This window comes from Nocardia sp. NPDC058058, from assembly GCF_042885355.1.
Taxonomy (GTDB): Bacteria; Actinomycetota; Actinomycetes; order Mycobacteriales; family Mycobacteriaceae; genus Nocardia.
In genome coordinates, this window is the sequence record NZ_JBHVSA010000003.1 from 527,898 (window position 1) to 547,713 (window position 19,816).

14 protein-coding genes and 1 pseudogene are annotated in these 19,816 nt (G+C 64.7%); 11 read left to right on the forward strand and 4 right to left on the reverse strand.

Annotated features, from left to right (window positions below):
• Positions 1 to 391: 391 nt before the first annotated feature.
• Both ACFVUS_RS25960 and ACFVUS_RS25965 read left to right on the forward strand, forming a co-directional pair.
• Positions 392 to 1,822, forward strand: a complete 1,431-nt coding sequence (locus tag ACFVUS_RS25960) for an alpha/beta fold hydrolase (protein ID WP_387771561.1) — start codon at positions 392 to 394, stop codon at positions 1,820 to 1,822.
• Between the two features lie 238 nt (positions 1,823 to 2,060).
• Positions 2,061 to 3,497 carry a carotenoid oxygenase family protein gene (locus tag ACFVUS_RS25965; RefSeq protein ID WP_387771564.1) on the forward strand — a complete coding sequence of 479 codons (1,437 nt, stop codon included), beginning with the start codon at positions 2,061 to 2,063 and terminating at the stop codon, positions 3,495 to 3,497.
• A 63-nt stretch (positions 3,498 to 3,560) separates the two neighbouring features.
• Here ACFVUS_RS25965 and ACFVUS_RS25970 read toward each other — a convergent pair whose 3' ends face one another.
• Positions 3,561 to 9,026, reverse strand: coding sequence for a carboxyl transferase domain-containing protein (locus ACFVUS_RS25970; RefSeq protein WP_387771567.1), 5,466 nt, complete (start codon positions 9,024 to 9,026; stop codon positions 3,561 to 3,563).
• Positions 9,027 to 9,302: 276 nt separating this feature from the next.
• Here ACFVUS_RS25970 and ACFVUS_RS25975 point away from each other — a divergent pair, with 276 nt between their 5' ends.
• Positions 9,303 to 9,671: a hypothetical protein gene (locus tag ACFVUS_RS25975; protein WP_387771570.1), complete on the forward strand. Its 369-nt coding sequence runs from the start codon at positions 9,303 to 9,305 to the stop codon at positions 9,669 to 9,671.
• A 92-nt stretch (positions 9,672 to 9,763) separates the two neighbouring features.
• Positions 9,764 to 10,411, forward strand: coding sequence for a uracil-DNA glycosylase (locus tag ACFVUS_RS25980; protein WP_387771573.1), 648 nt, complete (start codon positions 9,764 to 9,766; stop codon positions 10,409 to 10,411).
• Positions 10,412 to 10,449: 38 nt separating this feature from the next.
• On the opposite strand, the gene ACFVUS_RS25985 is transcribed toward ACFVUS_RS25980, so the two are convergent.
• Both ACFVUS_RS25985 and ACFVUS_RS25990 read right to left on the reverse strand, forming a co-directional pair.
• Positions 10,450 to 10,824 (reverse strand): hypothetical protein, encoded by a 375-nt coding sequence (locus ACFVUS_RS25985; protein ID WP_387771576.1) that lies wholly within the window; start codon positions 10,822 to 10,824, stop codon positions 10,450 to 10,452.
• Between the two features lie 43 nt (positions 10,825 to 10,867).
• Positions 10,868 to 11,944, reverse strand: coding sequence for a PucR family transcriptional regulator (locus ACFVUS_RS25990; protein ID WP_387771578.1), 1,077 nt, complete (start codon positions 11,942 to 11,944; stop codon positions 10,868 to 10,870).
• Between the two features lie 312 nt (positions 11,945 to 12,256).
• On the opposite strand from ACFVUS_RS25990, the gene ACFVUS_RS25995 reads away from it, so the two are divergent.
• From ACFVUS_RS25995 to ACFVUS_RS26015, 5 genes are all read left to right on the forward strand, one after another.
• Positions 12,257 to 14,080, forward strand: a complete 1,824-nt coding sequence (locus tag ACFVUS_RS25995; RefSeq protein ID WP_387771581.1) for an FAD-dependent oxidoreductase — start codon at positions 12,257 to 12,259, stop codon at positions 14,078 to 14,080.
• A 96-nt stretch (positions 14,081 to 14,176) separates the two neighbouring features.
• On the forward strand, positions 14,177 to 14,626 hold the full coding sequence (locus ACFVUS_RS26000) for a hypothetical protein (protein WP_387771584.1): 450 nt from the start codon (positions 14,177 to 14,179) through the stop codon (positions 14,624 to 14,626).
• Between the two features lie 204 nt (positions 14,627 to 14,830).
• Entirely contained in the window at positions 14,831 to 15,124 is a 294-nt protein-coding gene (locus tag ACFVUS_RS26005) for a hypothetical protein (RefSeq protein WP_387771587.1), read from the forward strand.
• Positions 15,125 to 15,209: 85 nt separating this feature from the next.
• Positions 15,210 to 15,839: a LysE family translocator gene (locus ACFVUS_RS26010; protein ID WP_387771589.1), complete on the forward strand. Its 630-nt coding sequence runs from the start codon at positions 15,210 to 15,212 to the stop codon at positions 15,837 to 15,839.
• Positions 15,840 to 15,903: 64 nt separating this feature from the next.
• Positions 15,904 to 16,608 carry a hypothetical protein gene (locus ACFVUS_RS26015; RefSeq protein WP_387771592.1) on the forward strand — a complete coding sequence of 235 codons (705 nt, stop codon included), beginning with the start codon at positions 15,904 to 15,906 and terminating at the stop codon, positions 16,606 to 16,608.
• 40 nt (positions 16,609 to 16,648) lie between these two features.
• On the opposite strand, the gene ACFVUS_RS26020 is transcribed toward ACFVUS_RS26015, so the two are convergent.
• Positions 16,649 to 17,932, reverse strand: coding sequence for an NADH:flavin oxidoreductase/NADH oxidase family protein (locus tag ACFVUS_RS26020; RefSeq protein ID WP_387771595.1), 1,284 nt, complete (start codon positions 17,930 to 17,932; stop codon positions 16,649 to 16,651).
• 83 nt (positions 17,933 to 18,015) lie between these two features.
• Here ACFVUS_RS26020 and ACFVUS_RS26025 point away from each other — a divergent pair.
• Together ACFVUS_RS26025 and ACFVUS_RS26030 are read left to right on the forward strand one after the other, a co-directional pair.
• Positions 18,016 to 18,941, forward strand: a pseudogene (locus ACFVUS_RS26025) (acetoacetate decarboxylase family protein).
• The gene (locus ACFVUS_RS26030) at positions 18,938 to 19,621 is read left to right on the forward strand and encodes a type 1 glutamine amidotransferase domain-containing protein (protein WP_387771598.1); all 684 of its coding nucleotides are present in this window, start codon (positions 18,938 to 18,940) and stop codon (positions 19,619 to 19,621) included. The pseudogene ACFVUS_RS26025 and the gene ACFVUS_RS26030 overlap by 4 nt, the downstream one beginning before the upstream one ends.
• The last annotated feature ends 195 nt before the right edge of the window (positions 19,622 to 19,816 follow it).

The window sequence follows — 19,816 nt, forward strand, 5'->3', positions numbered from 1 at the left end:
GTAATTCGTGCAGCAAAGCCTCGATGATATCCATATCCCCTCCAATGACCCTGATACAGGCATGTTCCAACAGAAGGAAGGCAGGAGCAGAGGTCCCCCGACCCATCTATTGATGTAGCCGAAACTCCCTTTTCAGCTACTAGCACAGAGGCTACCACGGCATTGCATACCCGATGATTCTGTCACATGTGACGACAGTCACACACATTGTATTCGGTCCCCACCCGGGGCACATAGGCGGCAAACAATTAACCGTAAGATAAGAACCCGTTTCAATTCTGGCTGAAAATGACAACCTCCTGTCGGACTCGGACAAATTTCAAATGCCAGGGCTGGAACCGGGCTCACCAGGCATGCACTACGATTCGCCTGGCACCCAGTGGAGGGGAATATGCGCATGAAACTGGATTTCAGGTGGCGAGCTCTGGCGCTGACAACTTTCGTCGTCGCGGCTTTCGGGTTTCAGACCACCGGGGCGAGCCTCACCGCCGCACCGCCCGCGGGCCTGGACTGGGCGGCCTGCCCTGCCGATGCCTCAGTAGACGGTGGTTCGTGCGCAACACTCCCGGTTCCGATGAACTATTCGGAACCCGATGGCGCCCGGATCGAGGTGATGGTCAGTCGTATCCCCGCACGGGATCCGGTGCACCGGCAGGGTGTGCTGTTCGGTAACCCAGGTGGTCCCGGTGCGGATGCACTGGGGTTCTGGTCAACACTGAGCAAGCGGGTGCCAGAACTGCGTGATTTCGATCTGATTGCCGTACAGCCGCGCGGATTACGGTGGTCGACACCGTTGAACTGCTCATCGCCCGTACTCGACGGGTTGCCGGTTACGGTCCGATTGACTTGCGAGGCCGCGCAACCCGGATATCCCGCGACCATCACCACCGAATCGGTCGCACGTGATATGGAGCAGGTGCGTCAGGCCCTGGGTGAGGATCGGATCAGTTTTCTCGGGGTGTCGTGGGGGACGTATCTGGGTGCGCTGTACGGAACTCTGGTCCCCGAGCACACCGACAAACTGGTGCTCGACTCCAATGTCGATCCGCAGGCGAGCTGGTCCGAGCAGACGGCTCAGGTTCCGCTCGGTGTCTCGCAACGACTCGACCAGATCTTCGATTGGGTCGCCGCCAACGATGCGATCTACAGCCTCGGCTCGACCCGCCAGGCCGTGCTCGCGGAGTGGAATCGCCAGATCGACGCGCAAGGCGGTGGTTGGTACGCACCGAGTTTCGAGGCGACAACCTTCGCCGCGTACTCGCGCAACCTGTGGCCCTATCTCGCGCAGGGGATGCGAAAGTATCGAGATGACCCGCGGCAGAACGAGTTTCTGAAGTATCTGTCGCAGTCCCCGCTGGTCGCCGACCCCACCTCCGGCTGGATGCGCGACGCCAGTCGATGCAATGAGGACGGCGGCCCGAACCTCGCGGCGCTGACCGGCGCCGCGGCCACCCTGTTGACCGATAACGATCTGTTCCGCCAGCAGGCGGCCGTCACCGGTAGCGGGATCCTCTGTGCCGGCTGGCCCTCGATCGCACAGCGTGTTCGGGTCGATGGAAGTCGACTTGCGTTGCGCCCCTTGCTGTTACAGAGCGAACACGATCCCGCCACGTCGGGTGCGACGGCGCTGGCGACTGCGGTGAACGGCACGATCATTTGGGTCGGCGGCGGCGACCACGGCCAATTCGGCCGCGACAATCCGGTCTTGAACAACGCTGTCGTGCGCTACCTGCAAACCGGGACGGCCGACATCACCGCGGCCCCGGAGCCGCCCATCACAACCGCGAACCCTCCCGCCAGCGTCCCCGGACCCGCTCGCTGACTCCAGCGAATCCGAATGCCCAGAGCAGGGGGAAGCGCGTCGTCGCAGTTTGGCAAGCTCTAGGCAAGCTGGCGTATTCCGGACCTGCCGCCGAGAGGCGGGAAATCAGTCCCGGGCAGCATCGATCGGCGACACCGGATTCGTCATTGACAACACTTCAGGCGTGCTTCTACATTTGCGGACATACGTCATCAGATGACAGGTGTCATCAGATTAGCGATTCAAGGGAGAATCCGCGATGACCAGTACTCACGCGTCCGCCTACCACCAGGTCACCGCACCGCTGCTCGATGAGCTCGACTATCGGATCGAACAGATCGACGGGGCGCTGCCGGAGGATCTGCGGGGCACGCTCTACCGGATCGGGCCGGGCAGGTTTCAGGTCGGGAAGTCGCTGCTACACAACGTGTTCGACGGCGACGGGATGATCTCGCAGTTCGTATTGGATGGGTCCGGGGTGCGATTTCGCAACCGGTACGTGCGCACCCGGCACTTCCAGCACGGTCAGCGCTCGAACCGGATTCGGTATCGCGGTGTGGGAGACCAGATTCCGGGCGGGCCGCTCGCCAATATCGGCCGACTGCCGGAGAACGTGGCCAACACCAATATCGTGAACTACGACGGTGGCCTACTCGCGCTGTGGGAGATGGGCAATCCACACCGCATCGACCCCGATAGCCTGGATACGCTGGGCCCCACCGACTTCGGCGGCCGCCTCGGCTTCCTCGGTGCGTTCTCCGCGCATCCGAAATGGGATCCGACCACCGGCGATATGTACAACTTCGGATTGGATGTGCTGCCCACACCGCGCATCCGCACCTATCGGATCGATCGCACCGGGCGGCTGCACAATGTCGCGTCGGTACCGATGCTCGATGTGCCGTGGAATCACGATTTCGCGCTCACCGAGCGCTATATGGTGTTCGTGCTGGATCCGATCCTGCCCAATATCGCCAAGCTGGCGCTGGCCACGTCCTCGTTCGTGGATTCGCTGGAATTCAAGCGCGCCAAGGGAACCCGATTCCTGCTGGTTCCCAAGCACGGCGGCCGCCCGCGCATCATCGAGCACGAAGCGCTGCTGCATCTGCACCTGACCAACGCCTACGACGACGGCGATGACGTGGTGGTCGAACTCATCCGTCTCGACACCGGCTGGGACGAGGTCCGCCGCATGACCGGCATGGTGAATCGCGCGGACCTCGGCGAGCCGCAGTTCCCGCACTCGCGGCTGATGCAGTACCGAATCACCAAGGGCGGCACCGTCATCGAGCGCGAACTCGCCGATCGATCCGGCGAATTCCCGCAGTACGACTGGCGTCGCGGCAGCCGGGAACACCGCTACAGCTACTTCGCCGGAGCGGGCGGACCGGCCGGACTGTTCAACGCCGTCGTGAAGGTCGACCACCACACGGGCAAGCTCACCAGCTGCGAATTGGGCTCGAGCTCGGTCGGCGAACCGCTATTCGTACCGCGCACCCGAGATGCCGCCGAGGATGACGGCTGGCTCCTGGTACTCAATCACGAACTCATCGAAAACCGTTCCCAGCTCCTGATTCTCGATGCCCGCGACCTCGAATGCGGTCCACTGGCCACCGCCTGGCTCGACCATCACATCCCGTGGGGATTCCACGGCACCTTCAGCCACCGCATCGCACATCCCGACGGGCACAAATGATTCCGCCGGTCCCTCTTGTGAAGGGACCGGCGGAATTTCGTCAGCCGACTAGCCGGGTGTAGCTCAGCGCAGCTTCGCCTCGATGGCATCGATGATGCGCGGACGCAGTTCGGCGGCGCGGATGATGGCGTCGACCGAACCGACCTCGACAGCGCGCTGAATATTGTGCACGCGGTCGAATTCGGCGGCGACCTCACCGAGCTTCTCGGTACGGACCGAGGAGCGCAGTTCGTCGAGTTCGGCCGTCAGCACGGCACGATCGGCACCGGCCGTGGTGGCGGCGCGGGTCTCCAGCTCCCGGACGCGGTGGTCCGCGGCGGTGCGGGTGCTGACCTCGTGGGCGAACACCACCGCGGCGGCGGGCGCGCCACCGAGCACGGAGGCGAAGGAGCCTTCCAGCGCGAGCACCGTCATATTCGGGTTCAGCGCCTTGGAGAACACCACGAACGCACCGCCGTGGTAGCGCGAGATCACGCAGAACACGATCGGTCCTTGGAAATTGACGATCGCACGGCCGATTTCGGCGCCGTACTCCAGCTGGAGTTTGCGCATCGACTCCGGGGAGCCGTCGAAGCCGGACAGGTTCGCCAGCACCACCAGCGGGCGATTACCGCTCGCGGCGTTGATGGCACGCGCGGCCTTCTTCGACGAGCGCGGGAAAAGCGTTCCGGCGGTGTAGGTGTCGGGTCCGTCGGTCGGCGTCAGACCACGACGCGTCACACCCCGGGACTCGATGCCCAACAGGCACACCGGAATACCGCCCAGACGCGCGTCCTGCACCACCGCGGTTTCGGCGTCGGCCATGCCCGCCCAGCGCTCCAGCACCGGGTGATCCTGGTCGGCCACCGCGCGCATGACGGTACGAATGTCGAAGGGCTTCTTGCGATCCGGGTTCGCGGTCGAGGAGAAGATCTCGCCGACGGTGGTGAAATCGCTGTCCGCCACCAGATGCGGGAAGTCCGAGACATCGCGATCGAGCGGATCGCTAGTCTCCACGCGACGGGGAGCCTGCTCACCGGGTGCGATGTAGGTGTGGTCGTAGTGCGCCATCAGGACATCGCGGGCGGCGAGCAGGTTCGGCGCCCAGTACTGCGCCTGACCGTTCGGCCCCATCACGCGGTCGTAGCCACCGATACCGAAGTTGTCCTCGGCCGATACGCCACCGGAGAAGTCCAGGGCCTGCTTACCGGTGAGCACCATCGCCGAGTCGGGAGTCATGATCAGCACGCCCTTGGTGTGCATGAGCATGGTGGCTTCGGCGTTCCAATACGGCTGCGCGCCAACATTGATGCCCGAGACGACGATATTGATCTCGCCGCCGTCCTGGGTGAATTCGACGATGCGTTTGAGCGCGGCCGCCACCCAGTCCATGTTCTCGGTGCCGGACTTCATCGAGATCCGCGCGCCCGAGGACAGCGCGTACCACTCCAGCGGCACCTGCATCTGCTCGGCCAGATCCAGCGCCGCGATCACCCGGCGGCATTCCGGTTCCGACAGTGCGCCAAGCGATTTGGTGGGATCGCCGAGCAGCACCACGCGGGTGACGCCCTCGGGGTACTGCGCGGTCGGGGTGGTGACCACACCGGCGACCATGGCCGCCTTGTTGTAGCCCTTGGGCCGATCCACCGGCACCAGCGCGTTCTCGACATTGAGGTCGTACTCGGCGAAATCGCCCAGCTGACCGGTCAATTCGTACGGGTACACGGTGTTGCGGCTGCTGGCGCGCAGCACCTTCTGGCGGTACTCGTCCAGCGGCTCGACGGCCTCGTCGGTGCGCTCGCCGATGGTGACCTCGGCACCGCCCGCCGCGTCGAACGAAATGCGCAGGGCGATCTTGGTGAGCTCACCGGTCTCGGGATCGAGCTGGCGTGCGATGAGCAGGATCTCCTCCAGCCCGGCGCCCGCGGTCATCGGCAGTACGTGCCCGCCGATGACGGTCTCGAGCTCCGCGCGGGTGACATCCACCGCCGGCCAGATGTACATGACGATGCGGTTGGTGTTGAACCGCTTGGCCGAGGGCCGCATCGACTGCGCGCGCCGGATCGAGTCCAGGCAGGTCGCGATCGCGATTTCGGCCGAGGGCAGCGCCAGCAGTCGACCGTCCCGCTCGCGCAGCGCCGCCAGGTCGCGGACCTGAGCGAAGGCGATGAGCCGCTCATCGGACGGATTGTCCTTGGCGATACCGCGGAACAGGTACACCTCTTCGTCGTCCGAGGACGGCAGTCGGGTGAGGTCGAACTTGCGCAGGCGCTTCATCTGCATGCGCTGGGCGATGAACGGGTGCAGGCCGCGGATCAGGCGCTCTTCGACCATGCCGGTCGCCGAGGGCCGGAAAGTGAAGTGGTGGTGCATAACCGCACCGCCACTGCCCGCGACGGTGGCGGTAATGCGATGCACCTGGTTCGGCAGCGGCTGCGCGTCCAGGGCTTCCTGGAGCGCGACAGCCATCGAGTCGAAGTCCTCGGGCTGCTTCTCCCAGCCGAGGTAGATATCGGCTTCCACCGATGCCGCGCTGGCCGACACCTGCGCCAAACCGCTGAGCACACTGCTGATCTGGTCGAAACTGCCCGCGGCCGAGACCAGGCTCAGCCCGCGGCGTTCGGCGACCACGAAGGTGCTGCCGCTGGCGTGCTTGGTCTGGACATCGGCGAGGTCCTTGTTGCCGTAGTAGCGGCGGGTCAGGACCTCGAGCATGGCGGAGTTGTCGGCGTAGCCGCGCACCAGGCGCTGACCCAGCAGTCGCACCAAAGGCTCTGTGCTGCGGACCATGTCGGCAATGCGCTCACCGCGATCGGCGGCATCGGGATGCTGATCGAGGTAGTGCAGATTCTTGCGCACGCTGGTGTAGACGCGAGCGCGGTTGCGGCGCAGCAGCGGCTGACCGAACCAGGCGTACACGACCCCGCGCGCGAGATCGGCGATGACGGGGAAACGCACCTGCGTCGCGGCGACTAAACGCTCCAGCGCCAGACCGACCGGTTCCCGCAGTACCCCATCGGGACCCGGCTCGCGCAGCCACTCACGCAGCAGCGTCGTAATGATGGTGACCGCATCGGCCGGACGCTGCTGCGCCAGGAAGATGCGGAACACCGCCGCCTCGAGATCGGGCGAGCGATCCAATTCGGTGACACCGTAGTGCGCGAGCGCGGTACCCAGCTTGGCCTGGTACGACGCGGGCAGACCGGCCCGATCGACATCGAGGCTCTGCAGGTAGATGTGGAAGTACTCGCGAGCGCTCGGCGCGTGTGCGGGACCGCTCTCCTCCTCCCACGACCGATTGTGGCTCAGCTCGGCGAGATCGGCGAACAGGCGCACGATCTCGAATTCCTCGACCAGCGGACGGCGCTTGTCCGCGATGGCGGCGCGACGGGCGATGAGGTACTCGTCGACCACGCGGCGATCATCGTGCGGATCGACATCGAAGCCCATGAGCAGGCTGCTGACATCCTGCAAGCCGCGGGTCAAACGCTCTTGCGGGCGAACGGATTCGGGCGCACCGGGCAGGTCCAGCTCGACCTGTTCGGTGGCGGCGCCCTCGGCATCGTCGCCTTCTTCGGCGAGCGGCTCGAGGCGCATCAGCGGCGCACCGGTCTCGACCTGGCTGCCGACGGTGACCGAGACTTCCTTGAGCCGAGCCCGGAACGGCGCGCGCAGCACGGTTTCCATCTTCATGCTCTCGAGCACGAGCACCGGAGCGCCCGCCTCGACCTCATCGCCGACCGACAGCGGGGTCGCGACGACCAGCGCGGGCGCGGGCGAGCGCACGACGCCACCTTCGTCACGGCTGATGCGATGCGTCACGCCGTCGACATCGACCACGTGGATCGGGCCGTGCGTGCCGGTGACCAGGCGGTACCGGGTGCCGTTGACCACGATCTGGCCGGTGTGCTGATCGAAACGCTCCAAATCGACGTCAGCGGTGGCGATATCGCCACCGGCCTCGATGCCGATCCGGAAGCGGTGCGCGCCGATGCGGGCGACCCGAACGCGGTAGCTCGCGCCACGCAGTTTCAGATCGTGCGGGCGGCCACTCTGATGCTGCACCTGCGGGCGACCACCGGCGGCGGTGGAGAGCAGGCGATGCCGTTCGGCGTTCTCCTCCTCCTCGTACGCGTCGATGGCGGCGGCGGCCAGGGCGATGGACGAATGCTTCTGCGAGACAAGGCGACCCTCGCCGCGCACGCGGTCGATCCAGCCGGTGTCGGCGCTGCCGTCGATGACCTCGGGTTGATTGAGCAGGTCGAGCACGAAGCTCTTGTTGGTCGCGCCACCCTCGATGACGACCTGGGTCTGCGCCATGGCACGGCGCAGGCGCGCGAGCGCCTCATCGCGATTGCGGCCGTAGGCGATGATCTTGGCGATCATGGAATCGAAGTCGGCGGGGATGGTGTCGCCCTCGCTGACGCCGGTATCGACGCGAATGCCCGGTCCCGCCGGAAGATTCAGGCGTGCGATGCGGCCCGGCGCGGGTGCGAAGTCGCGATCGGGATCCTCGGCGTTGAGGCGCGCCTCGACGGCGTGGCCGCGCTCGGCCGGGGGCTCACCCTCGAGCTTGCCGCCGGAGGCGACGTGCAGCTGCGCACGCACCAGGTCGAACCCGGTGGTGGACTCGGTGATCGGATGTTCCACCTGCAGGCGGGTATTCACCTCGAGGAACGCGAACATGCGGTCGCCGGGGTGGTAGAGGAATTCGACGGTGGCCGCACCGCGATACCCGACCGCGATGGCCAGGCGCTCGGCGGAAGCCTTGAGGTCGGCGACCTGCTCGGGCTCGAGCACCGGCGAGGCCGATTCCTCGATGACCTTCTGATTGCGGCGCTGCACCGAGCAGTCGCGCACGCCCAGCGCCCACGCAGTGCCCTGACCGTCCGCGATCACCTGGACCTCGACGTGCCGGGCTCCGGTGACCAGGCGCTCCAGGAACACGATGCCGCTGCCGAAGGCGCGCGCGGCTTCCTGACTGGTGCGCTCGTAGGCATCGGCCAGCTCGGCCTCGTTGGACACCATGCGGATACCGCGGCCACCACCGCCGGCGGTCGCCTTGAGCATGAGCGGGTAGCCGACCTGCGCGGCGGACTCCAGGGCGGCGTCGAGGGTTTCGACCGCGCCGCGGCTCCACGGTGCGACGGGTACGCCGACCTCTTCGGCGATCAGCTTCGCGCCGATCTTGTCGCCGAGCTTGCGCATGGCGTCGGGGCTGGGGCCGATGAAGGTGACCCCGATCTGCTCGCAGAGTTCGGCGAACGCCGGATCCTCGGCGACGAATCCCCAACCGACCCAGGCCGCGTCGGCTCCGGTCGCGACGAGCGCCTGCTCGAGCGCCTTCAGGTCCAGATACGGGCGCGCGGACGCCGGGCCCAGGTCATAGGCGGCGTCTGCTTCTCGCACGAATGTCGCGTTCCGGTCGACATCGGTGTGCAGGGCCACAGTTTGAATGGGTAACCCGGTCTCCGCGGCCAGATCTCGGACGGCGTGGATCAACCGCATGGCGGCCTCCCCACGATTCACGATGGCGATACGGCTGAACACTCGCCAACTCCTTCCACAGCACTGGCCCGGGGTCGGGCGATTGGATTACGACTGCCGGTCTCGCGTAGTTTGCACCCGAACCGCGCGCACGTACACAGCGTCTCGGGGTTACTCGTACGTATCGTGGGCAATTCCTCAGTCGACGTCGGGAAAACCGGTAGTGAAAATCCACTGTCGGAGACAATGGTGTAATTGGTTCCGGGCGTGGATGGACCATTCGAACCGACGGGGGCCGGGCTGCGCACCGCCCCCGCCGCAGCGTAGGAGGGGATCTGTGTGACAGACATTCTCGACGTGCTCCAGGCACGCTGCGCCGAGATCGCCGGTGAGGCGATCCTGTCCGGAGAGACACATCCCGGGTTGGAGTTGACCACCCGCGAAGTGGAAGACCTGATCAACCACATCGCCGACCTCCACCGCCGCCTACACGACTTAGCCGCCGCACACCGCGACCTCGACGACCGCCACACCCAACTCCGCGACGCCACCACCGCAACGGGAATCTCCCTAGACCGCATCCGCGCCGCCGTCGAACACCGCACCGCCCACCCCGAAGCCCAACTACGCCAAGCCGCCACCATCGCCCGCACAGCCGCCGAAAACCTGACAACCGCGACATTGACCATCGAAGGCTCATCGAGCTGACTTGACACGCAGCCGAATTCAGCCTGCGCGCCGGGACACGCCGGGCGTGGCTCTTGCGGCCCTACCATCGAGTTAGTCGATGGAGGAGCAGCATGGTCCTTGGACGCAATGCCTACCCCGAGGTCGTACGCGAGCGCATGTCGCGTATCCGCCAGCCACACGTAGCGCCGATAAACGCGCTGGCCGATGAGATCGCGCAGGCACGCGCACTAGAGCTGGGCACGGTCCCCTACGTCGATCCGGACCAGGGCGGAATCCACGCCCGCGCACTCGTTCTGCTCGACAACCCGAGCACGATGGCCGAAGCCGGTACCGGTTCCGGACTGCTCAGCCTGGACAACAACGACGCAACCGCGCGCAACTGCCGCGAAGCGTACGACCGTCACGGTGTCAGCTGGAAGGACGTCGTGCACTGGAACGTCTGCCCCTTCCCCACCGCGAACACGAAGAATGGCGGCTCGCACCTCTGGGAACTGAAGGCGGCCACCATCTGGACGCGCCGCCTGGTCGAACTACTCCCGAACCTCACAATTGTTCTGCCCCTTGGCAAGAACGCCCGCACCGGCTGGCACCTCGCAAACATCACCCATCCAGATCTCTACGACTTCACCGGCCGCGAAATCCCCCACTGCGGCAACCGCGGCCTGAACAGTCGACCGGGGAGTCGGCAAGTATTCGAAGACGCGATCCGAGACCTGAGCACCATGCTCGGCGCATCCGGTGACGCAGCCCGTCCTTAAGGCTGAAACAGCGGAATCTGGCTTGGGGCGTCGACGATCTATTTCGAGGAATCGCGTGTGGTCATGGTGACTTCGGCGCCCACTGGTTCGCCTTCGGAATCGACCGGCATGTAGTCGATTTCGCAGCTCAGGCCACTGCTCGCGCAAAGGTTGATCAGTTGTTTCAGGTTTGCGACCGACTCTGATTCGTCACCGTCGAGGGTGCCTTCGATGAGGTAGTGGGTGGGGCGACCTGGGGCGGTTGCGGCTTCGTGGCAGTAGAGGTAGGTCGATTCGTCTTCGTAGGTCAGTTCGTATCCGAACATTCGTTCTCTGCCGTTCAGCGGTCCGCGGTCCAGCCAGTTGGTGAGAACGCTTGACACCGGCCGGCTTTCGCTGGCGGCGATATCGCCGTAGAAGGCGATTCGAGTCATTTGTCCTCGACTGATTGATCGGGTGGGCTGGTGGAGTGAGGCGTCAGGGTTTTGGGCCTTCGCTGAGTCTGGCTATCAGGGCTGAGCGTAGTTGCCAGAGGCCGGAGGGGAGGGCTGGGTCCAGGCCGGTTAGTTGTTTGATGCGGTGCATGCGGTAGTCGACTGTGTTGGCGTGGATGTGGAGTTGGCGGCCGGTGCGGCGGCGGTTGAGTTCGTTGGCCAGGTGGATGCGGAGGGTTTTGAAGAGGTCGGGGTGGGCGTCGAGGGGGTCCAGTTGGGTTGCGAGGAGGCGGCGGGCGGGGCCGGGGCGGGTTAGTTGGTATTCGAGGGCGAAGTTGTCGAAGCGGTAGAGGCCGGGGGTGTTGTGGGCCTGGCGGACCAGGTTCAGGAGTTCGTGGGTGTGTTCGGCGGCGGCGGGGATGCCGGGGACGGTGGCGGGGGCGCTGGTCGCTGTGAGCTCGACTTCGACTGCGGCGGACAGGTGTTGGATCAGGGCGTCGACCTCGCTGTCGGATAGGACCGGCTCGGGGATCAGTACGGTGCCGCCGTGTGGGCCCAGCAGGAAAAGCACACCGGCCTCGGCGTGCGTGGTGAGTGCATCCTGGATGCGCGCGATCGTGCGGTTCATGGCATTCGGGGTGGGGTTCGGCCGGGTGGCTGGAAAGCCCAGGGCTAGAACGGTATATCGCTCGGCGATCGTGATGCCGCATTCGCGAGCCATCGTCGAGGTGCTGCGGCCACCGAGCAGTGCGGCAGCGAGTGTCGTTGTGGCCCCGCGCCGTTCGCAGAGTACTGATCGCAGTTCGTCGAGGTAGGCGAGTGAGGCGGCCGAGGTGATCACGGTCAACAGCGAGAGGGCAAGTTCGATTCCGGTGGTGATGTCACCGGCGTTCACCGGATCGACCCGGGTAATGAATTCGGCCATGCCCCTGCGGAATCCGGAGTGGATGGCGTGCTGGATCGCATCGAGGGGCACCCCGGCGCGCGCCCATTCGGTCACCGCGCGCACCAGCTGCTCCAGATCGGCCGCGGTGGGCTCAGCGTGACCGTCGAGCATGGCGATCGCGAATTCGGCGCACCGCCATGTCACGGAGGTGAGGTCGGTACAGGTCTGGTTCATGGGCACCACGACTTCTCATGTCGCACAAGGTCTATCGCCTGGATCGTGGGACGTAGCGTGACACGAGACAACTCCCAGCGCCACGCAAATCAAAGTATTTGCTGGAAACTAATTCCATGCCCACGTCCAGTCGAGATAGTTCCGTTATTGCACATATGTGCAGGTGAAGGCGTTTTCTGTGACCTGCAACAGACTTGCCAGGGAACCGTTTCACGCCAGAATAATTGTTAACATATTGCCTCGACGGAATAGTCGGGCCCCCGGCGGAGCACAGGATCGCACGCCCCGGGCCGATTGGTCGGGAGGCCGAAGTTGCACGACAAACAGTTACCGCCACAATCGCGGCGCACATTCTTCAAGCAGGCGGCGGTCGCCGGCGCGGGCGTGGCGGCGCTCACGACAATGGGCACGGCGCCGGGAACCGGAAAAGGGTGGCGGGCCAGCGCCGCTCCCCCGGGTAAATCCGTGGCCGTATTCGGCGCCGGCCCAGCCGGTATGACCGCCGCACACGAACTGGCCGAGCGCGGATTCGCCGTCACACTGTACGAGGCGCGAAATGTGCTGGGCGGCAAGACCCGCAGCATCTATGCCCCCAACTCGGGAGCCACACCATTGCCCGGCGAACACGGGTTCCGCAGCTTCTTCGGCTTCTATCACAACCTGCCGAACACGATGCGCCGAATACCGTTCGCGGGCAATAAGAATGGCGTGTGGGACAACCTGGTACGACTCGAAGCGGCAATGATCGCCGGGGTCAACCGGCACAACCTCACCATTCCCCTGCCGTTCCCGATACCGCTGCCCGAGCTGCCGATGACGTTGAAAGCCTTCATCGATTCGGTGTCCTCGGTGCTCGAGACGGTATGGCGGCTCCCGGCCCAGGAGGCGCTGTTCGCCGCGGAACGGCTTGGCGTCTACGTAACCAGTTGCGACGAACGCAAATTCGGGCAGTGGGAGAACATCACCTGGACCGATTTCGCGAAGCTGAACAATTCGTCGAAGGAGTACAACCGGTTCCTCGGCGACGGATTCATCAAGGAACTCGTCGCCACCAAATCCGCGAACTGCAGCGCCAACGCGATCGGGTTGGTCGGCGAATCCTATGTGTGGTCACTGCTGGGCATCAATAACGACGGCGGCGCGGCGGGCAAAGGCAACGATCGGGTGCTCAACGGGCCAACCAGCGAGCAGTTCGTCAATCCGTGGGGCGACTATCTGCGCTCGATCGGCGTAAAGATTCAACTGGAGCAGCAGCTTTCGAGCTTCAAGACCAATGGCAAACACATTTCCTCGGCGACGGTCTCCGGTTCCGGCGGCACGCACACGGTGGAAGCGGACTACTACATCTCGGCGATTCCGCACGAGCGGTTTTCCGCGGTTCTCGACGATGCCATGATCGCGGCGGATCCCGCCCTGGCCGGGGCACGCAAGCTCGAGAACGCCTGGATGGTTGGTCTCCAGTACTTCCTCAAGTCCCGCCACGACCTGGCCAACGGCCACGTCGGGTACAACGACGCGCCCTGGGGACTGACGTCCATCAGTGAAGCGCAGTTCTGGAAGAAGCCGCTCACCTCGTACGGCGATGGCACCGTCAAAGATGTTCTCTCCGCGATCATCTCGGACTGGGACACCCCGGGCATGTTCAACAAGAAGACCGCCAAGCAATGCACGCCCGAGGAGATCGTCAAGGAAACCTGGGAGCAGATCAAGGCGCACATCAACGGCGACGGCGTCACCCAGCTGACCGACGATATGGTGCACTCGACGCTCATCGACACCGGGCTCACCGGCGCGGGCACACCCCAAATCGCCTACGACGATTCGATTTTCATTCAGAACGCGGGCTCGTGGACACAGCGTCCCGAAGCGACGACCGGCATCGACAACCTCATGCTCGCCGGTGACTGGATCAAGACCGATATGAACGTGTCCTGCATGGAAGGCGCGAACGAGGGCGGCCGCCGCGCCGCCAACGCCGTACTGCACGCTTCGGGGTCGTCACAGGGCGCGGTCGAACTGCACAAACAGTTCAAACAGCTGCTCTGGGAACCGTTCAAGGCCGTCGACGCCGGCCTGTATCGCGCGAATCTGCCCAACGAATTCGACATCGTCGACGGCGGACGCAAACCGCACTGACCACATCGATCAGAGCCCGGAGGTGACTGCCGCTCGACACAGTGACAGCTCGAAAACCAATGCGCGATAACACATTCGAGATATTTGGAGAACCATATGTATCCGGCACGAAGACGCGTACGAATATTGGCCATCTACCTGCAAGCCGCCGCGGCGGTCATGATCACCGGAACCTCGCTGGTGACGCTCGGCCTCGGAGTCGCCGCCGCGACACCCGCCCCCATCGGCGGCACCGGTAGCGCCGACTTCCCATCGCTGCCACTGTCGCAAAGCGCCTACACCGGTTCGGCGGGCAGCAGCGACACCGGCAAGGTCAACTTACCCATCGCCGATGCGGGCAGTTCCGGCTCGGGCGGCACCGGTTCCGGCCTCGGATCCGCGGGCAGCGACGGAAATATCGCAAGCCCCGGCAACGGCAACACCCTCAGCTCGGGCGCGGTCGGCGACGGCTCCAGCGAAAGCGGCAATCGAAACACCGCGCACGACAGCCAGAACGGCGCGCAACCCCTGGACCTGGGCCCGGCGGTCCCGGATCCGAGTCCCTGAATCCATCCATCGAACCGGGTCGCTCAGCAGTCGAGAGCCTGCTGAGCGACCCGTTGCGCTGTCCGAAATCGGGTATATCACGGGCATCCCAGCTGTGAGACGCGCCGCGAAGTTGGGCCACATGCTTGAATTCACGTGCCATGCGGGCTAACGCTCTGTATGAAGTAGGCGAAACAGGCAAGGACCGCAAGGAGATTGACACCGATGGAAACCCAGACCCAGACCGCGCCCACCCCCGTTCCCGATACGGATGTGGATTCCGCCATCGCCCTGGTGCGTGCGAAGGCCCCGGAAACCCGCTTCGGCCGGTTCACCGCGCGCCGACCGGCCAACGGCGGCAAGTACATTCAGGTAAACCGCGTCGATGCCGACGGCCTCGTGCTGCCGAACGGGTGGACCTTCCTGGTCGACCTGTCCGCGCAGAAGGTCGTGCGCGTCGCCGTGGATCCGGAGAACTTCGACCCCAAGTCCGCTGTGCGCCACGGCATGACGTGCTAACCGGTCATATCGACCTCGACGCACCGAACCACTCGACGGCAGCGAGCCAGCCGGTATGGGCCAACCGCCCATATAGGCTGCGCGCATGCCGCACGCTCTGCTGTCCTTCGCCCTAGTCGCGGGCCTGCTCACGCTGGTCCCCGGCTTGGACACCGCGCTGGTGCTCCGCGCTGCGATCAGTCGCGGCCGCGGCTACGCATTCGCCACCGCGATCGGCATCGGCACCGGCACCCTCATCTGGGGCATTGCCGCCGCGGCAGGAGTCTCCCTGCTGCTGACCGCATCGGAACTGGCGTACACCAGCCTGCGAATCGCGGGCGCGATCTACCTGACGTGGATGGGCGTCACCATGATCCGCGCCGGACTCCGCAAACCCGCGACCAATCCACAAGCCGCAGTACATGATTCATCCCCGAGCGCCCTCGGAGCCTGGGCCCGCGGCCTAGGCACCAACCTGCTCAACCCGAAAGTCGGCGTCTTCTACATCGCAATGCTCCCCCAATTCCTCCCCACCGGAGCCCCACCCTTGCTGATGGGCACCCTGCTCGCCCTCATCCACAACATCGAAGGCATGCTGTGGTTCACCGCCCTCATCACCGCCGCCACCCTCGCGAAAACCTGGCTGAGCCGAGACACCGTCCGCCGCACCATGGACACCCTCAGCGGCACAGTCCTGATCGCCTTCGGCCTGAAATTAGCCACCGACCAGCGGTGAAGATTCGGAACGCTTCCTCAGCGGGCGCGGCACGGTGTCGGTGACCGGTACTACAGTGCCGGGCATGGACTTGGAGCTGCCTCATCCGCGCACACTGTGGGTGACAGCTGTTGTCACAGACGTCCTATTCGCTGTCTTCCCCGACGCGGTCTTCGAACCCAGCGAACTGGCCGAGGAGATCGGTGCGACGACGGTGATCACCGGCGGGCGTGTGGACAATGAGGACGGTGCGGGCAACTGGTACGCCCTCATCCGATACCCGGGCGATCGCGCCGTGCTCTTCGGATGGGATCGCGACAATGACCTCCGAGACCAGGCATACGACCCCAGAGCCGCTGCACCGGAATGGGTTCGAGCTGTCGAGCTGAAGACATATCACCCACACGTTCTCACCCCGGACGCGATCAGCTTCGTACGCTGGTGGGAACACGGCGGTTGGCATCGCACTCCCGCCGAACACGAAGACGGCCTCTACATCCGCCTACGTGAGTACGCCCATGAAGACAGCCTTCGAGAAGCAGCCAAGAGTGCGTATGCGTCCGCCGTGCGGACGTCATATGACGATGACACCGGCGAAGTTCTCGATCACGCCAGCCTCGACGACCTCAACCGTCTCGCCGATGCGGCTCGTCGCCATGAGGTGACAGAACACCACCTGGAAATCCTTGGACCCGAAGTGGCCCACGCCGCATACCGCTACTTCTGGCGGGCCGGTATCGTCTCCGGCGCTCCTTTTCCGGTCGAATCACTGCCCGCTACAACGCAATAGGAGCAGGTGCCTCGGTCACTACCGTATGCGATCAACGGGTTCACGCCGTGCGGCTGGACAGCCATACGCGGTAGTTGCGGAGTGCGCGTTGCTGGAGAACGGTTTCGATGAGTAGGGCGAGTATCGGGTTGGTGGCGGGGCGGGGGTGGCGGCCTGTGCCTAGGCGGCGAAGTTGTCGGCGGACGCGCGCCATGCCAGCGGCGGAGGCCACGGCTTTGTCCTTCATTCGGACCGGCGTGAGTTCGACAGTGGCGGAGCGGTTTTCGTGCCACTGATTCGGCAGGTCGGGGTTGACGGCGAGTGCGCTGCCCATGCCGACCAGGTCGATGCCTCCTGCCAGAACCTGTTCGGCGACCGGGAGTCGTACGACGCCGCCGGTGAGCATCAGGGGTAGGGGGCTGGTTTTGGCGAGTTGTTCGGCGAGGGTCAGGAAGTATGCCTCGCGGGAGCGGGTGCGGGCGTCGCCGGATTGGCCTGTCATGGCGGGTGATTCGTAGCTGCCGCCGGAGAGTTCTACTGCGTCGACGCCGAGGGGCGCGAGCATGGTGATTACAGTTGCGGCGTCGTCGGTGTCGAAGCCGCCGCGTTGGAAGTCGGCGGAGTTTAGTTTGACCGCGACGGCGAAGGTGGGGGCGACGACGGCTCGGACGGCGCGCACGATGTCGAGTAGGAGCCGGGCGCGGTTTTCGAGGCTGCCACCCCAGCGGTCGGTGCGATGGTTCGCTAACGGCGAGAGGAGCTGGGACAGCAGATAGCCGTGTGCGGCATGGATTTCCACGCCATCGAATCCGGCTTCCGCTGCCCGGCGGGCGGTTTCGGCGAAGCGCTCGACTGTTTCGGCGATCTGGTTCTCGGTCATCTCGACCGGCCGCGCGAAACGCTTGGTGTTCTTGCCGACATCGACCCGGATTGCCGAGGGAGCCCAGGCCACGCCGGGCATATCCGCGCGCACCTGCCTGCCTGGATGGTTGATCTGCATCCATACGTGTGCGCCGGCGTTTTTGGCCGCGACAGCCCATCGCTCGAAGGGCTCGAGCGGCGAATTCGCGTCGAGGACAACGCCACCCGGCCCGGTGAGCGCCTCGGCATGGACCATGACATTGCCGGTGATGATCAGTCCGGCTCCACCGTTACTCCAGCGCTCATAGAGCCGGAACAGCGCCGGGCCGGGGAGTTGCCCGGGAACGGCCATGTTCTCTTCCATGGCGGCCTTGGCGAGCCGGTTCGGCAGGACCGATCCGTTGGGGAGTGTGAAGGGCGCGAAGACCGGTGAAGCCTGCTCCGACCCGCCGGACCTGGTGGGGATGGGGATTGCGGATGACATCGCTGCTCCTGATCGCGGTATGTTTACATTGCTAACATGAGACTCTATCGTTGATGTAAGCATTGTCAACATGAGGAGTGTTCATGGGTGCGCCCACACCACAGCTGGTCACCGTCGACCTCGGAGGCCACGAGGTCGATATCCCCCGAGGCGGTCTCTACGACCGCTTCCGAATGCACACCGACCTCGATGTCATCGCGGCCGATCCGCGAGTGCCCGGCGTCGAGTTCTTCCGGCAGTTACCCAAGGTCGAAGTCGACTCCCCGATCGGCTCCACCTGGACGCCGAACTTCTACTACCGGATCTCCACCGCGCGACTGACGATGATCGCGCCCACGACTGCGATCCGCTCACGCCTACCGCGCGAGTTGTCCCCGGTCGAGCTCGTACCCGGCCTCGGGCTCGTCTCGGTGATGTTCTTCCGCTACGACATCTGCGATATCGACTTCTACACCGAGGCCGCCGTCGGCATCGCCGTCAACCCGCACGGCACCGCGGATTCGGATTCCTCGATCTGCTCACCGGATTGAAGAACGACCACCTGCACACCTACGTGCTGTCCCTGCCCGTCAACAGTAAGATCGCCCAGGTGCGCGGCCATGACGGCTACGGGTTCCCGAAATGGGTGACCGACATCGATGTCGACATCGATGCCGATCGCGTCACCGCTCGCGTCGCGAATGACGACGGCGATATCGATGTCGCCTTCTCCGCCGCCACACCTCGTCAGGTGAAACACACTTCGGGCGAACAGGTTTCGACCCTGACCTCGTACACGAGGATCAACGACGCCTGGCATTCGACCCTGAGTCAGACCAATACCCTCTCCACCGGCACCACCCGCTTCCCGCGCGGCGTCGACCTCGAACTGGGCGCCGGCCGGGTCGCCGACGACATCCGCTCGCTCCGCCCCATCCGGACGATCCAGCTCGATGTCATGACCGAGGGCCAGAACGCCCTGCACATGCCGATCCCCACCTCCGTACGCACGAAGGGCGATCACAAATGACCAAGCGCATCTTGAACGTCGTCACCAACGTCGGCCACTACGACGACCCGTCCCACCCGACCGGACTCTGGCTGTCCGAGCTCACCCACGCCTGGCAGGTTTTCGAAGAACACGGCTTCGAACAGACCCTCATCAGCCCGGCGGGCGGACCCGTACCCCTGGAACCACGCTCGCTCTCCTTCCCCAACTACGACAGGACAGCCAAGGCCTGGCGCGCCGATCCCTCCCGAATGGCATTGCTGGAGAACACAACCGGCCCCGATCAGATCGACTCCGCCGACTACGACGCCATCTACTTCACCGGCGGCCACGCGGTCATGTACGACTTCCCCGATAGCGAAGGCCTGCAACGCATCACCCGCGAGATCTTCGAACGCGGCGGCATCGTCGCCTCGGTCTGCCACGGCTACTGCGGCCTGCTCAACACCACCCTGTCCAACGGCTCCTACCTCGTCGCCGGCCGCAACCTCACCGGATTCGCCTGGCAAGAAGAGGTTCTCGCCCGTGTGAGCAAGCTCGTGCCCTACAACGCCGAACAGGAGATGAAGAACCGCGGCGCCCACTACACGAAGGCCAAACTCCCCTTCGTCTCCTACGCCGTAGTCGACGGCAACCTCGTCACCGGCCAAAACCCCGGATCAGCAAAGGAAACCGCGAAAAAGGTCGCCGCACTCCTCTGACGGATCTTGTCACGATGTTTGCGCCAGTTCTCAGTATTGCTGTGGGTCCAGTACTCCGAACGTACCCGAAATACCGCTAAGAGTGTGCGCGTTCGCACTACTTTGATCTCCCTATGTGAATCCGGATTCTCATGTGCGATAGTGGCGGGACAGGTCGTTTCAGGAGGTGCCGGTGAGGGCTGCGGATTCGCTGCT

What these genes read in the sequence shown, in the direction of transcription:
- ACFVUS_RS25985 (WP_387771576.1), bottom strand. Translation starts at nt 10,824, where the DNA reads ATGACTCGAATCGCCTTCTACGGCGATATCGCCGCCAGCGAAAGCCGG.
- ACFVUS_RS26030 (WP_387771598.1), top strand. Translation starts at nt 18,938, where the DNA reads ATGACCAAGCGCATCTTGAACGTCGTCACCAACGTCGGCCACTACGAC.
- ACFVUS_RS25980 (WP_387771573.1), top strand. Translation starts at nt 9,764, where the DNA reads ATGGTCCTTGGACGCAATGCCTACCCCGAGGTCGTACGCGAGCGCATG.
- ACFVUS_RS26000 (WP_387771584.1), top strand. Translation starts at nt 14,177, where the DNA reads ATGTATCCGGCACGAAGACGCGTACGAATATTGGCCATCTACCTGCAA.
- ACFVUS_RS26010 (WP_387771589.1), top strand. Translation starts at nt 15,210, where the DNA reads ATGCCGCACGCTCTGCTGTCCTTCGCCCTAGTCGCGGGCCTGCTCACG.
- ACFVUS_RS26020 (WP_387771595.1), bottom strand. Translation starts at nt 17,932, where the DNA reads ATGTCATCCGCAATCCCCATCCCCACCAGGTCCGGCGGGTCGGAGCAG.
- ACFVUS_RS26005 (WP_387771587.1), top strand. Translation starts at nt 14,831, where the DNA reads ATGGAAACCCAGACCCAGACCGCGCCCACCCCCGTTCCCGATACGGAT.
- ACFVUS_RS26015 (WP_387771592.1), top strand. Translation starts at nt 15,904, where the DNA reads ATGGACTTGGAGCTGCCTCATCCGCGCACACTGTGGGTGACAGCTGTT.
- ACFVUS_RS25960 (WP_387771561.1), top strand. Translation starts at nt 392, where the DNA reads ATGCGCATGAAACTGGATTTCAGGTGGCGAGCTCTGGCGCTGACAACT.
- ACFVUS_RS25965 (WP_387771564.1), top strand. Translation starts at nt 2,061, where the DNA reads ATGACCAGTACTCACGCGTCCGCCTACCACCAGGTCACCGCACCGCTG.
- ACFVUS_RS25990 (WP_387771578.1), bottom strand. Translation starts at nt 11,944, where the DNA reads ATGAACCAGACCTGTACCGACCTCACCTCCGTGACATGGCGGTGCGCC.